11 protein-coding genes are annotated in these 15,937 nt (G+C 50.7%); 1 reads left to right on the forward strand and 10 read right to left on the reverse strand.

All coding sequences use genetic code 11. The features are described 5' to 3' along the window. Positions 1 to 15 precede the first annotated feature (15 nt). From ATB02_RS10335 to asd, 10 genes are all read right to left on the reverse strand, one after another. Complete coding sequence (locus tag ATB02_RS10335; protein ID WP_105271522.1) at positions 16 to 1,068, reverse strand: ankyrin repeat domain-containing protein; 1,053 nt, start codon at positions 1,066 to 1,068, stop codon at positions 16 to 18. A gap of 14 nt (positions 1,069 to 1,082) precedes the next feature. After that, on the reverse strand, positions 1,083 to 1,700 hold the full coding sequence (locus tag ATB02_RS10340; RefSeq protein WP_123059837.1) for a hypothetical protein: 618 nt from the start codon (positions 1,698 to 1,700) through the stop codon (positions 1,083 to 1,085). Next, a complete protein-coding gene (locus ATB02_RS10345; RefSeq protein WP_105271524.1) occupies positions 1,700 to 2,692 on the reverse strand; it encodes a PstS family phosphate ABC transporter substrate-binding protein in 993 nt (330 codons plus the stop codon). Before ATB02_RS10345 ends, ATB02_RS10340 begins: the two co-directional genes overlap by 1 nt. 25 nt (positions 2,693 to 2,717) lie before the next feature. Beyond that, entirely contained in the window at positions 2,718 to 4,226 is a 1,509-nt protein-coding gene (locus ATB02_RS10350) for a PstS family phosphate ABC transporter substrate-binding protein (protein ID WP_123059840.1), read from the reverse strand. A gap of 126 nt (positions 4,227 to 4,352) precedes the next feature. Next, positions 4,353 to 6,800: a glycogen phosphorylase gene (gene glgP, locus ATB02_RS10355; RefSeq protein WP_000993449.1), complete on the reverse strand. Its 2,448-nt coding sequence runs from the start codon at positions 6,798 to 6,800 to the stop codon at positions 4,353 to 4,355. An 18-nt stretch (positions 6,801 to 6,818) separates the two neighbouring features. Next, a complete protein-coding gene (gene glgA / locus ATB02_RS10360; RefSeq protein WP_001197646.1) occupies positions 6,819 to 8,252 on the reverse strand; it encodes a glycogen synthase GlgA in 1,434 nt (477 codons plus the stop codon). Further along, complete coding sequence (gene glgC, locus ATB02_RS10365; RefSeq protein WP_000253975.1) at positions 8,252 to 9,547, reverse strand: glucose-1-phosphate adenylyltransferase; 1,296 nt, start codon at positions 9,545 to 9,547, stop codon at positions 8,252 to 8,254. Before glgC ends, glgA begins: the two co-directional genes overlap by 1 nt. A gap of 17 nt (positions 9,548 to 9,564) precedes the next feature. Beyond that, positions 9,565 to 11,538, reverse strand: a complete 1,974-nt coding sequence (glgX, locus tag ATB02_RS10370) for a glycogen debranching protein GlgX (protein ID WP_000192514.1) — start codon at positions 11,536 to 11,538, stop codon at positions 9,565 to 9,567. Continuing rightward, positions 11,535 to 13,721: a 1,4-alpha-glucan branching enzyme gene (glgB, locus tag ATB02_RS10375; RefSeq protein ID WP_105271526.1), complete on the reverse strand. Its 2,187-nt coding sequence runs from the start codon at positions 13,719 to 13,721 to the stop codon at positions 11,535 to 11,537. Before glgB ends, glgX begins: the two co-directional genes overlap by 4 nt. Positions 13,722 to 13,993: 272 nt before the next feature. Next, positions 13,994 to 15,097, reverse strand: a complete 1,104-nt coding sequence (gene asd / locus ATB02_RS10380; RefSeq protein WP_105271527.1) for an aspartate-semialdehyde dehydrogenase — start codon at positions 15,095 to 15,097, stop codon at positions 13,994 to 13,996. A gap of 191 nt (positions 15,098 to 15,288) precedes the next feature. Between asd and yhgN the strand changes: the two genes are divergently transcribed. Beyond that, positions 15,289 to 15,882: an NAAT family transporter YhgN gene (gene yhgN, locus ATB02_RS10385; protein WP_001002544.1), complete on the forward strand. Its 594-nt coding sequence runs from the start codon at positions 15,289 to 15,291 to the stop codon at positions 15,880 to 15,882. Positions 15,883 to 15,937: the final 55 nt, after the last annotated feature.

Genomic DNA, 15,937 nt, shown 5'->3' on the forward strand with positions numbered 1-15,937 from the left:
CAATCCGCAATTTTGTTAGCGCTTATATTTTACATTATCCAACCTGATGGGCTGTAAATTCGCGGTTACCCAAATAACGCTTAACTCAACCAGACGGTGCGGCTCGCCTTTCTTTTTCTTGAGTAGTGCAATAAGCAAGCGAGTTTCTTCCAACAACTGTTCCGGGAGCGCATTTCCCTGGCTGACATATTCCAGAAAGGCATCTGCCATTTTTTTATAATCGGCATCCCAGTTAATACCGCCATTACCGTCAAGTTCATAAATTATTTTTCCAGCAATACGAATAACTTCTCCCTGCAATGAATTGGCTGCGCCAATACCCGGCACGAGTTGCTGCCATAATGCGGCAAAAATATTCTCTTCTTGTGCATTAATTACAATGGGTGAAACACCGTCATGAACATATCGACGCGGTACAGGTTCAACATCAAAAATCTGGTACAGTCGATCCAGCGCGGCGCTGACTTTATCTACACTTTCCGGATTGTAATCTGCACGTAAAAATTCAAATTTCTCACCAATGCGGGTAACAAACTCACGCATACGTGGCGTTCTTTCCGCCCCAGCGGCCAGCAAAATTTCTGCCAGTTGCACCATTTCTTCAATATTAATAGTCCGACAGACACATAGCGCTGCCTCCAGCGGCGTATGCCGTTCAGCATTCAAGACATCGATCTGTGCCCCCCACTGAATAAGTTTCCTGACGTTTTCCGGTTTATGTGATTTCGCCGCGCTATGCAAGGCCGTTCCTCGATGACGGGAAACGGCGTTTACATCAGCGCCTAACTTAAGCAAAACGTCGACATTCTGCGTCCAACAGTGCGCCCAATTATGCAGCGGCGTTGCACCGTATTCATCTGTTGCAGTAAGATCTGCCCCCTGTTCTACCAGCCATTGCGCCCAACTCTCCGGGCATTGCCAGCATTTTGCCAGTGCGGGTTCTTTACCGTAACCGCCATACGCGTTAACGTCGCAACTCTCAAAGACCGCTTTAAATGCTTCGAAATCCCCAGTCTGGAGAATTTCATCAAAATCTTTGGGTAATTTTTTCTTTTTTGCCTTCGCCATAACGTACTGATTCCTTAAAGTATTCCCTGTAACAATATGAATAACGGCCCCTGAGCTAAAATCGCCAAACTTAAGCACGTTCCCCACTCGCCCCATTTCTGCCTCTGGCTTCTATTTTTGCTACACCACTGGCAGTAATATCCCAACGCAAAACCAAGCTGTGCGCTTATTGGACCGACAAAGTCAATCCACGGTTGAGACCAAAATGGCGAAAAATTCAGTGGGAGCCAGACAACTGTCAGAAAGAAACTGCGCATATTCTCCAGCAACGCAATATTCGCTGGCGCGACATAGAAAATGATATTCCACAGGAGCAACCAGAAATAAACTGGTGCAAATACCAGCCAACAATGCAGTCTGCTTTTCAATTCAGGTGGCGTTCTGCGCGCAAATTGCCAACCAACGCCCACCATTGCACAGAAGAAAAGCGCATATTCAGCCGATAACCATAGTTGTAATTGCAGAAGTGAAATACGCCTGATCATGAGCGGGATAGAGAACAGTATCTCTCCCAGAAAACTCAGCGTGATAACAGAAGCAGCCAGCGCAACCACCGTCGGCCACACCAACAACGGCACAATAAAAAAACCAAGAATTAACGGAGGAATATAAAGTCTGATTTTATTCATCATTATTGCACTGATGATTCGTATGATGCGTCATGAATCGGCACATACCCCACATCCTCTACCAATTGCTGTCCCTGCGGGCTTAAAAACCAGTCGACGAATTTCTGCGTTTCCAGCGTAGGGGGTTCGTGCGTCACCATATAAGCATCAATTATGTACGGATAAGTGCCGTTACGGATATTTTCCTCTGTAGGCGCAATGCCATTTATAGCTAGCAGTTTGATCTGTTTGCGCATTTTGAGCATATTGTCATTCATACGTGTGACGTAATAGTGGAAGGTGTATCCAATGGAAGATGTTGTGTTTTGGTAGTCGGCGACTTCGGTAATTAAACCGCCCATAAGATCGATAACAGTGGATTTTTTGGCTGGCAGCATTGGAGTATCTTGCATAACCAGTCCCTTCATAACCGTTTGGCTTCCAGAATCTTCTGGCCGCTGCCAGACTTTTATACTTTCGTCACCGCCGCCCACTTTATTCCAGCGACTCACTTTACCGCTAAAAATGTCTTTGACCTGCTGTTCACTAAGTGAATTAACCGGGTTTTTGATATCAACGATAAAGACAAAGGCTTCGCGGGCAAACGCGGTATATTTCAGTTTAACGCCTGCTTCTTCTGCACGTTTTTTCTGTCCTTCCGACGGTTGTGCAACAAAAATAACCGTCGCGGTACCCTTGATCAGACTATCGTAGGCTTCAGCTGTTCGGGTTTGTTGCAAACCATACGCCTGCCAGGCCAGCGAGGTTCGATCCTTATCTTTTGGCTCGGGTACTAATTCATAATACGCGGAGGCATACAGCGAGTATAAGGCTGTAGCGCCGTACACTCTCGGCCATCTTGACCAATCATCGTTGTAACGTAATTCAGGTTGCCCCCGCAGAGACGTCAGTCCATGACTCTCTTCTTCCCTGACGCTGTTATAGTACCCTTCCCGGTCGACACATCCCGCCAGTAACGCCGTACCTAATAGTAAAACACCGGAGAATTTATTCATTGCGCTGATTCCTTTCTCTCGAGCGTTATTTCATTGTTGGATACAGCGGCACATAGCCCACATCTTCCACCAGACTCTGCCCCTGCGGCGTTAAAAACCATTCGACCAGTTTTTGTGTTTCTGACGTAGTATTTTCCCGCGTTACCATAAAGGCATCGACGATATACGGATATTTGCCGTTACGAATATTTTCCGCAGTCGGTGCAATACCGTTAATAGCTAGCAGTTTTATATTTTTATCGGCGTTCATTTGTGTTGCGTAATAGCGGAAGGTGTAGCCTATTGAGTTGTTTGTATTACGGTATTCGGCAACAACTTTAATCATTCCCTCCATCATGCTTGCCACTTCGGTTTCCTGCGGCGAGATCATGCGGACATTTTTCATGACCTGCGATTGCATCACTGTCTGGCTGCCAGAGTCTTCCGGGCGTTGCCAGGTCTGGATCTCCTGATCGTTACCGCCAACAGTACGCCAGTTGATAATTGCGCCACTGAAGATGTCACGCACCTGTTGGTCAGTCAGGGAATTAACCGGGTTATCCGCATTGACGATGAAAACGAATGCTTCACGGGCGAAAGGAGTGTAGTTCAAAGTGACGCCCGATTCCTCTGCGCGTTTTTTCTGCCCACCGGAAGGTTGCGCCACAAAAATAATATCGGCATCACCTTTAACAATCCTGTTATATGCATCGGGGGTACGAGAGTTCTCCAGATATTCCCAGGTGTGGAAATCTTCCGGTATAACGCTCAACGCATAAAAGGCAGAAGCATAAATTGGGTACGCCGCTGTAGCACCATCGAGTCGCGGCCAGTTTTGTGTAAACTGAATTTGCGGTTTACCACGCAGTGGCGTCAGTTGATTATTGAGTTTATCGGGTCGCCAGGCCCAGATATCAATATTTTCGCGTACACCAACACCAGGATTAAGCTGTTTATATAAATAAGCCTGATAGCCAGCGATAAAACCAAGCATAAGAAGGATAAACAGGAGGGAATTACGGCAACGCAGTCCGGACGTGCCGGTTAAAGGATGTCTGGTTGGCCAGCCGTACCCCAGCGAAAAACTGATATGCGCGCCAACGGGAATAATGACTATCCACCAGTACTCACCACCGACTAATGAGACTAACAATACGCCCAGCCAGGGGAGAATAAGATCTGCCAACCAACCCGCTCCCAGCTGGCGAAGTTGATAATCTGCCAGATGTAGCGTGATTATCCAGCCAACCAGAGTTAACAGTGCAGGTAAAAGAAAAAAGCATTGCCGCCAGACGGCTATTTCTCTGTTTTCTGGTGCGCTATCACCGGCCCACACGCGACCAGAGAAAAATAGGATTATCGCCCCCAGCGTCAGCATAAAGACGTTGAGTAGAAGATAAATTGTTGGCGTAAAGAGTAAATTGCAAGCCTCAAGAATAGCGGCAAGCCCGGCCCCCAGCATGGCAATAACCGCTGCCAAAAATTGCGCCAGTATGGGGATGCCGAAAAAAGTCATTATCAGCGAGGTCAAAATCCATTTTCTGTTTTGCATTATTCTTTCCATTCTTTCTGAATGGCGAAATTATACTCCCCCGAATCCCCTTGCCTCTCTGGACACTTCTCCGAAATAAAGGCGAAAAAAAACGGGACCGATTTGGCCCCGTTCTATTTTTTAGTGAACTTACAATCTCACTGGATCAATATGCCAGATATGATCAGCGTACTCTTTGATTGTACGGTCAGAAGAGAAGTAGCCCATATTGGCAATGTTCAGCATCGCTTTTGCGGTCCACTCTTCCTGAAGCTCGTAAAGTTCGTCGACTTTATCCTGACAATCGACATAGCTGCGATAATCCGCCAGTACCTGGTAGTGATCGCCGAAGTTGATCAGCGAATCAACCAGATCACGATAGCGACCCGGATCTTCCGGACTGAATACACCGCTGCCGATTTGCGTCAGCACCTGATGCAGTTCCTCATCTTTCTCGTAGTATTCACGCGGTTTGTAGCCCTGACGACGCAGTTCTTCAACTTCTTCCGCCGTGTTACCAAAGATAAAGATATTGTCAGCACCGACATGATCCAGCATCTCGACGTTCGCACCGTCCAGCGTACCGATAGTCAGCGCACCGTTAAGTGCAAACTTCATATTACTGGTGCCGGAAGCTTCCGTCCCTGCCAGAGAAATCTGTTCAGATAGATCGGCCGCCGGAATGATCAACTGTGCCAGGCTAACGCTGTAGTTCGGGATGAACACCACTTTCAGCTTGTCGCCAATCTGCGGATCGTTGTTGATCACTTTCGCTACATCATTGATCAAATGGATAATGTGCTTCGCCATGTAATAGGCCGAAGCCGCCTTACCGCCAAAAATATTCACGCGCGGTACCCACTTCGCATCCGGGTCGGCCTTGATGCGGTTATAGCGGGTGATCACGTGCAACACATTCATCAATTGACGTTTGTATTCGTGAATACGTTTGATTTGCACATCGAACAGCGCTTTCGGATTTACCACCACATTCAGCTGCTGGGCGATATACTCCGCCAGACGCTTTTTGTTCTCCAGCTTCGCCTGATGCACCGCGTGATTAACCATTGGGAAATCACAGTGTTGTTGCAGCTCATTAAGCAGGCTAAGGTCGGTGCGCCAGTTACGGCCCAGGTGTTCGTCCAGCACAGCTGAAAGCGATGGGTTCGCTACCGCTAACCAGCGACGCGGGGTCACACCATTGGTGACATTGGTAAAACGTCCAGGGAAGATTTTCGCAAAATCAGCAAATAGCGACTGCACCATCAGGTTAGAGTGTAATTCTGATACACCGTTAACCTTGTGGCTCACCACAACCGCCAGCCAGGCCATACGCACGCGACGACCGTTGGATTCATCAATGATCGACGCCCGTCCCAGCAGGTCGGTATCGTTCGGATACTGTTCCTGCAAGGTTTTCAGGAAATAGTCGTTAATTTCAAAGATGATCTGCAGGTGACGCGGCAGAATTTTACCCAGCATATCAACCGGCCAGGTTTCCAGCGCCTCGCTCATTAGCGTGTGGTTGGTGTAGGAGAAGACCTGACAACACACTTCAAATGCGTCGTCCCAGCTAAATTGATGCTCATCAATCAGCAGACGCATCATCTCAGGAATCGACAACACCGGGTGGGTGTCGTTGAGGTGAATCGCGATTTTATCCGCCAGGTTATCGTAGGTTTTATGCAACTGATAATGGCGACTTAAAATGTCCTGGATGGTCGAAGAAACCAGGAAATATTCCTGACGCAGACGCAGTTCACGCCCGGAGTAGGTGGAGTCGTCCGGATACAGTACGCGGGATACGTTTTCGGAGTGGTTTTTATCTTCCACTGCCGCGAAGTAGTCACCCTGGTTGAATTTACCGAGGTTAATTTCGCTACTGGCTTGCGCACTCCACAAACGCAGCGTGTTGGTCGCGTCGGTGTCGTAACCTGGGATAATCTGATCGTAAGCCACTCCCAGAATCTCTTCGGTTTCGATCCAGCGCGTTTTTTTACCTTCCTGCTGAATGCGACCACCAAAACGGACTTTATAGCGCGTGTTGTGGCGTTTGAATTCCCACGGGTTACCGTATTCCAGCCAGTAGTCTGGCGACTCTTTCTGGCTACCGTTAACGATGTTCTGCTTAAACATACCGTAATCATAACGGATACCGTAACCACGCCCCGGCAACCCTAACGTCGCCAGAGAATCGAGGAAGCAAGCCGCCAGACGTCCCAGACCACCGTTACCGAGGCCCGGGTCATTTTCTTCATCAATCAGCTCTTCGAGATTTAATCCCATCGCTTCCAGTGCGCCCTGTACATCTTCGTAAATTCCTAGCGACAACATGGCGTTGGAAAGCGTACGGCCAATCAAAAATTCCATCGACAGGTAGTAAACCTGACGCGTTTCTTGCGACAACTGGGCACGGTTTGAACGTAACCAGCGCTCCACGAGACGATCGCGCACAGCAAATAATGTTGCGTTCAGCCATTCATGTTTATTGGCGACGACCGGGTCCTTGCCAATCGTAAACATCAGCTTGTAAGCGATAGAATGCTTAAGAGCTTCTACGCTAAGCGTGGGCGATGAATATGTAAACGGAGCATTCATATAGGCGTTTCCTGAAAACTATTTCAAGCGATAGTAAAGCTCACGGTACGACTTCGCCGCGACCTGCCAGCTAAAATCCATTGCCATAGCCTGACGTTGCACAAACCGCCACAGTGAAGGACGGGACCACAGTACAAAAGCACGTCGAATAGCCCGTAACAGCGACCAGGCATTACTATCTTCAAAGACAAACCCACTGGCGACGCCATCTGCAAGGTTCTCAAGAGAACAGTCAGAAACCGTATCAGCAAGCCCACCGGTGCGCCGCACTAACGGCAGCGTACCGTACTTCAATCCATAAAGTTGCGTTAAGCCGCACGGTTCAAAACGGCTGGGCACCAGAATGACGTCCGCGCCGCCCATAATGCGATGCGAAAATGCTTCGTGATAGCCAATCTGAACGCCCACTTGTCCGGGATATTCTGCGGCCGCGGCAAGGAAACCTTCCTGCAACACCGGATCACCCGCGCCGAGTAGCGCCAGCTGTCCGCCCTGCTCCAGAAGGCCTGGTAAGGCTTCCAGCACCAGGTCGAGACCTTTCTGGCTGGTCAGACGGCTCACCACTGCAAAAAGCGGCACTTTATCGTCAACCTTAAGCCCCATTGCGATTTGTAACTGGCGCTTATTCTCCGCTTTATCTTCCAACGTATCGCGGGTGTAACGCGAGGCCAACAGTAAGTCCGTCTCTGGACTCCAGATTTTTTCATCCACGCCGTTTAGTACGCCGGAAAGACGCCCTTCACGGTGACGCTGCTGCAACAGACCTTCCATACCGTAGGCAAACTGCGGTTCGGTGATCTCGCGAGCGTAGGTCGGGCTGACCGCCGTAATATGATCGGCATAGTACAGACCAGCCTTCAGGAAAGAGATTTGTCCGTTGAATTCCAGCCCATGAATATTAAAGAATGACCATGGCAATTGGATGTCATTCATGTGATGTGCATAAAACATGCCTTGATAGGCCAGGTTGTGCACAGTAAACACCGACTTCGCCGGACGCCCGCGCGCCGCCAGATACGCAGGCGCAAGGCCCGCATGCCAGTCGTGCGCATGCACCACATCAGGGCGCCAGAATGGGTCAAGCCCGCTGGCCATTTCTGCCCCAACCCACCCCAACAGCGCAAAACGCAATACGTTGTCAGTGTAGGCAAATAAGTTGGTATCGTGATACGGGCTTCCCGGACGATCATAGAGATGCGGCGCGTCAATCAGGTAAATGCCAACCCCGTTGTAATGGCCGAACAACAGCGTGATATGCCCAGCGAAGGTATCACGGCGAGATACCACCTGCGCATCGGTTACGCCACGGCGAATATCGGGAAATGCAGGCAACAGTACGCGAGCGTCAACGCCGTCTGCGATTTGTGCTGCGGGTAATGCCCCAATAACATCAGCCAGACCGCCGGTTTTAAGCAGCGGGAACATCTCTGAACATACATGTAAAACCTGCATTATCGCTCCTGTTTATGCCCTAACTTCCGTAGCATTTCGCGCGTTACCAGCACGATGCCTTCTTCTGAACGATAGAAACGACGTGCATCTTCCTCTGCGTTTTCACCAATCACCATGCCTTCCGGAATAACACAAGCACGATCAATGACGCAGCGGCGCAGACGGCACGAGCGACCTACCCATACTTCCGGTAACAATACGGCGGAATCAATGTTGCAGAATGAATTCACGCGAACGCGCGAGAACAGAACGGACTGCACCACCACCGAACCGGAGATCACACAACCGCCGGAAACCAGTGAGTTAAGGGTCATCCCGTGGCTACCGGAGCGATCTTGCACGAATTTCGCTGGCGGTAATGATTCATTGTAGGTGCGAATTGGCCAATTGCGATCGTACATATCCAGTTCCGGCACCACTGATGCCAGATCGAGGTTCGCTTTCCAGTAAGCTTCAAGCGTACCCACATCGCGCCAGTACGGCTCGGCATCCGGGTCGGATTGTACGCAAGAGAGCGGGAACGGGTGCGCATAGGCCAGACCGGCTTCGGTGATTTTGGGAATCAAATCTTTACCAAAGTCGTGGCTGGAGTTCTCATCGCGATCGTCTTCTTCCAGCAGTTCATACAGATAGTCGGCGTCAAAGACGTAGATACCCATGCTCGCCAGAGATTTGCTCGGGTCGTTCGGCATTGACGGCGGGTTAGCGGGTTTTTCAACGAATTCGATAATTTTATCGTTCTCATCAACCGCCATAACGCCAAATGCGGAGGCTTCTTCAATCGGTACAGGCATACAAGCGACGGTGCAACGTGCGCCTTTTTCAACGTGGTCGATAAGCATACGCGAGTAGTCTTGCTTGTAGATATGGTCGCCCGCCAGGATCACCACATATTCCGCTTTGTAACGGCGAATAATGTCGAGGTTTTGCGTGACCGCATCTGCGGTGCCGCGATACCAGTTTTCCCCTTTCATTCTCTGCTGCGCTGGCAACAGATCGACAAACTCGTTCATTTCTTCATTGAAGAATGACCAGCCGCGCTGAATGTGCTGCACCAGAGTATGGGACTGGTACTGGGTGATCACGCCCATACGACGGATCCCGGAGTTGATGCAGTTAGACAGTGCAAAGTCGATAATGCGAAACTTACCGCCGAAGTGTACGGCCGGTTTTGCTCGCTTATTGGTTAAATCCTTCAGGCGGGTACCACGTCCTCCCGCCAGTATCAGGGCAACAGATTTCAATGGCAGCTGGCGCGCCAACATTAAGTGATCGTTCTTCTCTAAACTAACCATGACTAACTCCTTTTTTATCATCTCTGGAACACACACAATCCGTGTGCAGGTCCCTGCCAGACAGCCGTAATCACTGGGTTATCCTCTCCAGCGAATGGGGGAATGGCGTGCCACTCCCCAGCAGGTAAAACAATCTCTGTTACCTCAAGCGTGGCGTTAATTGCGATCAAAAAGCGATCCGAGAGCAGAATTTGCAGCTGTTTCGGCCCGTTTTGCCACTCATCCGTGCTTAAAGGTTGAGCATATCGATTTAGCCAACGGACATTGCCGTCGCCTTCTTCCCACCAGCGATTCTCCACCAAAGCGGGAATGCGCTTGCGCAGATGGATTAACGCGGCGGTAAATGCGGTTAAACCACTGCTTGCCTGCGACCAGTCCAACCAGGTTAATTGATTATCCTGACAGTAGGCATTGTTATTGCCATGCTGGCTATGACCATGTTCGTCACCGGCCAGTAACATCGGCGTACCCTGGGAGAGCAACAACGTTGTTAACAGGGCGTGAATGCTGTCGCGCCGCCGTTCAACCAGGTCAAGAGTACCGCCTAATCCTTCTTTACCATGATTGTTACTGTAATTGTTGTTGGTCCCGTCGCGATTTTCTTCTCCGTTTGCTTCATTGTGTTTATGGTTGAAGCAAACGCAGTCGCGAAGCGTAAAACCGTCATGCGCGGTGACGAGATTAATCGCGGCACTCGGCAGACGACCATTACGTTTAAAAACATCGCTGGAGGCAGCAAAACGCCCGGCAAACGCCCCCAGAGGCAAATCATAATGCAGCCAGAAACGACGGGCAGCATCACGGAAATGATCGTTCCACTCAGCAAACAGTGGCGGGAAATTTCCCACCTGATAACCACCAGGCGCAATATCCCACGGTTCGGCAATTAACTTCACCTGCGAGAGCACCGGGCAGTTCTGAATTGCGGTAAACAACGGAGCATCCTGACGGAACTCAGGCGTACGGCCCATGACTGCCGCCAGATCAAAACGGAAACCATCGACGTGGCAGGTTTCTACCCAATAACGCAGGCAGGCGCTGGCATAATCCACCACCGCCGGATGACTCAAATTGAGCGTGTTGCCACAGCCTGTCCAATTGTGATAATCACCGTCTTCTCTTATCCAATAATAGCTACGGTTGTCGATCCCACGCAGAGAGAATAACGGACCGTCGAGGTCCAGTTCCGCACTATGGTTAAGCACAATATCAAGAATGACTTCGATACCAGCTTTATGCAGTGCTTTGATTGCATCGCGAAACTCATTCAGCGCCGTTTCTGGCGAGCAGGCATACGCCGGATGCAGCGCAAACATCGCTACCGGGTTATAGCCCCAGTAGTTACTTAACCCCATGCGTTGCAGGCGTGGTTCGCTGGCAAATTGTGCCACCGGCAGCAACTCCAGCGCGGTAATGCCCAACTGTTTCAAATAGTTGATCATCACCGGATGCCCCAGGGCTTTATAAGTGCCGCGGATATCGACGGGGATCTCCGGGTGCAGATACGTTAATCCTTTGACATGGGCTTCATAAATGATAGTGCTGCCCCACGGCGTGCGCGGCGGGGCATCATCCTCCCAGTCATAGTGATCAACCACCACTACACATTTCGGCGCAATGGCGGCGTTGTCGCGATAGTCAGGTTCATTATGACCTGCGTGCAGCAGCGGGTTATCTTTAAACTCCCCGTCAATTTGCCGCGCGCAAGGATCAATCAACAACTTCGCCGGGTTAAAGCGATGTCCCTCAGCGGGTCGCCAGGGGCCATGAACGCGATAACCATAACGCAAACCCGGACGCGCATCCGGCAGATAACCGTGCCAAATGTCGCCACTGTGCCCTGGCAAGTCATAGCGATGTTCCTGGCCATTGGCGTCAAAGATACACAGTTCTACCCGCTCGGCATGAGCGGAGAAAAGTGTGAAGTTGACGCCCTGACCGTCGTAATGCGCGCCGAGGGGTGCGGGTTTGCCAATGGCGAGTTGTGTCATTCTGCCTCCCGAACCAGCCAGATAGTGGCCAGCGGTGGTAGCGTCAGGCTCAGTGAATGCTGACGACCGTGGCTGGCAATCTCATCGCTGTGTACCGTGCCGCCATTACCTGCATTACTGCCGTGATAGTGCATGGAATCGGTATTGAGGATCTCACGCCATTTACCCGGCTGGTTAATGCCGAAGCGATAATTATGACGCGGCACCGGAGTAAAGTTACTGGCAACGATGATTTCGTTACCCTCTTTATCGCGACGCACAAAGATCAGCACCGAGCGTTCTTTGTCATCCACCACCAGCCATTCAAAACCGTACGGGTCAAAATCCAGTTCATGCATCGCTTTATGGTGGCGGTAGGTGAGGTTCAGATCGCGCACCAGACGCTGGACACCGTGGTGCCAGTTATCGCCGCCTTCCAGCAGATGCCAGTCGAGGCTGGCGTCATGGTTCCACTCGCGGCCCTGGGCAAATTCGTTCCCCATGAACAGCAGTTTCTTGCCCGGGAATGCCCACATCCAGCCATAGTACGCGCGCAGGTTAGCGAATTTCTGCCATGCGTCGCCTGGCATCCGGTCGAGAATCGATTTTTTACCGTGGACCACTTCATCATGCGACAACGGCAGGACGAAATTTTCAGTGTAGTTGTAGAGCATCCCGAAGGTGAGCTTACCGTGATGATACTGACGATAAATCGGGTCGAGCTTCATATAGTCCAGGGTGTCATGCATCCAGCCGAGATTCCACTTGTACCAGAAGCCCAGACCGCCCATGTCCTGCGGACGAGAAACGCCAGGGAAATCGGTAGACTCCTCCGCCATTGTCACCGCACCGGAAACCTGCTCACCAAGAATACGGTTGGTATTACGCAAGAATTCAATCGCTTCAAGATTCTCGCGCCCGCCAAATTCGTTCGGGATCCACTCCCCCTCTTTGCGGCTGTAGTCGCGATAAATCATTGATGCCACAGCATCGACGCGCAGCGCATCAATACCAAAACGTTCGATCCAGTAAAGCGCATTACCGACAAGGAAGTTACTGACTTCACGGCGACCATAGTTGTAGATCAGCGTATTCCAGTCCTGATGGTAGCCTTCGCGCGGATCGCTGTGTTCATACAAGTTCGTGCCATCAAATTCGGCAAGCGCAAAGTCATCGGTCGGGAAGTGGCCTGGTACCCAGTCGAGAATCACGTTCAGACCAGCTGCGTGTGCGGCATCAATGAAATAACGGAAGTCGTCGCGGGTACCAAAACGGCGGGTCGGTGCATACAGGCCGGTTGGCTGATAACCCCAACTGCCATCGAACGGATGCTCGTTAATGGGCAGCAGTTCGAGGTGGGTAAAGCCCATCCATTTAGCATAAGGCACCAGTTGATCGGCCAGCTCGCGGTAGCTCAACCAGAAATTGTTGTCGGTGTGGCGACGCCAGGAGCCCAGGTGAACTTCATAAATAGAGATTGGCGCATCAAACTGATTCGCCTTTTTGCGCTCTTCAGTCTGCACAACCTTTTCCGGCAGCCCGCAAATAAGAGACGCGGTTTCCGGGCGCATTTGCGCTTCGAAGGCATAAGGGTCGGACTTCAGACGCAAGTTGCCATTGGCATCAATCATCTCGTATTTATAGAGCTGACCGTTATGCGCCCCAGGGATAAACAGTTCCCAGATGCCGCTCTCTTTACGCAGGCGCATCGGGTGACGGCGACCGTCCCAGTAGTTGAATTGACCGACTACCGAGACCCGACGGGCGTTTGGAGCCCAGACAGAAAAACGCGTACCCGTGACGCCATCCATAGTATCTGCATGCGCGCCTAAAGTTTCATACGGGCGCAGGTGAGTACCTTCAGATAATAGCCAGGCATCCATTTCCTGGATTAGCGGACCAAAACGGTAAGGATCATCAATCAGGTTTTGCTGACCATGCCAGACAACAGCCAACTGATAGCGGAAAAAATTCTTACGCCGCGGAATGACGCCGCTAAAGAATCCACGTGAGTCGAGACACTCCAGTTTTGCGAGTTTGCGCCCGGTTTTCGGTTCAATCACCCACACATCGGTAGCGTCGGGTAAAAGGGCACGGACTTCCAGTCCCGCGGTGGTTTTATGCATCCCCAGTACGGAAAAAGGATCCGCAAAATGGCCTGCAATTAGCGCGTTAATCACGTCTCTATCGATACGATCGGACATGCTTGTCTTCCTGTTTTATTGTGTCACCCCATCCAACTGAATTTTTGACTTCTGGTTGTGACATTTTTTTGACCTGAACGGCGCAGCACTCTGTGCATCCTCTCTGCGTCGTCCTCACTTCAGGTAAGGCTGTGAATACTCATGTATTCAGCCACCCTTAAAGAATAGCCAATGCTCTATTTAACTCCCGGTAAATCATGAAACATCTGCGCTTACTCCTGTATTACGCACTAACAGGGGCGGCATCGCGCCCCAGATTTAATGAATAAAGATTACGCCAGTTGACGAAGCATCCGACGCAGCGGCTCCGCGGCCCCCCACAGCAGCTGGTCGCCCACGGTAAAGGCTGACAGGAACTCCGGTCCCATATTCAGCTTACGCAAACGGCCTACCGGCGTGGTCAGCGTGCCGGTAACGGCAGCTGGGGTTAGCTCACGCATAGTGCTTTCCCGATCGTTCGGAACGACTTTCGCCCACGGATTGTGCGCAGCCAGCAGTTCTTCCACGGTCGGAATAGACACATCTTTTTTCAATTTAATAGTGAATGCCTGGCTGTGGCAGCGCAATGCCCCGACACGCACACATAAACCATCTACCGGAATTACGGAAGATGTGTTGAGGATCTTGTTGGTTTCCGCCTGCCCTTTCCACTCTTCGCGGCTCTGACCGTTATCGAGCTGTTTGTCGATCCACGGAATCAGGCTACCCGCCAGCGGCACGCCAAAGTTATCCACCGGCAGCTCACCGCTACGGGTTAAGGTTGTGACTTTGCGTTCGATATCGAGAATAGCAGAGGACGGGGTCGCGAGTTCATCTGCCACATGGCCATACAGATGGCCCATCTGGGTTAATAACTCACGCATATGTCGCGCACCACCGCCGGAAGCGGCCTGGTAGGTTGCAACGGACACCCAATCAACAAGATCATTGGCGAATAAACCACCCAACGACATCAACATCAGGCTTACGGTACAGTTACCGCCAACAAAAGTCCTGATGCCATTATTTAATCCGTCGGTAATGACGTCCTGATTGACGGGGTCAAGAATGATGATGGCGTCATCTTTCATGCGCAGAGATGATGCTGCGTCAATCCAGTAACCTTGCCATCCGCTTTCACGAAGCTTTGGATAGATTTCGTTGGTATAATCGCCGCCCTGACAGGTCACAATGATATCGAGGGCCTTTAGCGCCTCCAGATCAAAGGCATCCTGAAGTGTGTCAGTGGTTCCGCCAAAAGACGGCGCAGCCTGACCAAGCTGAGAAGTAGAAAAGAAGACAGGGCGAATGGCGTCGAAGTCGCGCTCTTCAACCATGCGTTGCATGAGAACGGAGCCGACCATACCGCGCCAGCCGATAAAACCAACATTTTTCATAAGCGTTTTTTCCTGCAAAGATGTGTGCTGTATAAATGTGCCGGTCTCCTCTTGGCACATCTTTCACCATACAAAAAGCAGCCAAAGTCGCAAGTGAAATTAATCAATGATAGCGAAGCCATCAGTAATGCGACTTATCCTGCTTTGTTAGCACGCAGAAAGTCCGCGGCAATTATCAGGGAATTTGAGTTATGAATGAAATCATTTCTGCAGCAGTTTTATTGATCCTGATTATGGATCCGCTCGGAAACCTACCTATTTTCATGTCCGTACTGAAACATACTGAACCGAAAAGACGGCGGGCAATCATGGTGCGAGAGTTGCTTATTGCTCTCCTGGTGATGCTGGTGTTCCTGTTTGCGGGTGAGAAAATTCTGGCATTTCTTAGCCTGCGGGCAGAAACCGTCTCCATTTCTGGCGGCATCATTCTGTTTCTGATCGCCATTAAGATGATTTTCCCCAGTGCTTCAGGAAATAGCAGCGGGCTTCCGGCAGGTGAAGAGCCGTTTATCGTGCCGTTGGCAATTCCGTTAGTCGCCGGGCCGACTATTCTCGCCACGCTGATGTTGTTGTCTCATCAGTACCCGAATCAGATGGGACATCTGGTAATTGCTCTGCTACTGGCCTGGGGCGGCACCTTTGTTATCCTGCTACAGTCTTCGCTATTTTTACGTCTGCTGGGCGAGAAAGGGGTGAATGCACTTGAACGCCTGATGGGATTGATTCTGGTGATGATGGCAACTCAGATGTTCCTTGACGGCATTCGAATGTGGATGAAGGGGTAACGAGGAGAGTTTTTCTAAAAGAGCCCGGTAGCGTCACAACTACCGGGCGAACAAA

The organism is Escherichia sp. MOD1-EC5189 (assembly GCF_002966045.1).
Lineage (GTDB): Bacteria > Pseudomonadota > Gammaproteobacteria > Enterobacterales > Enterobacteriaceae > Escherichia > Escherichia coli_F.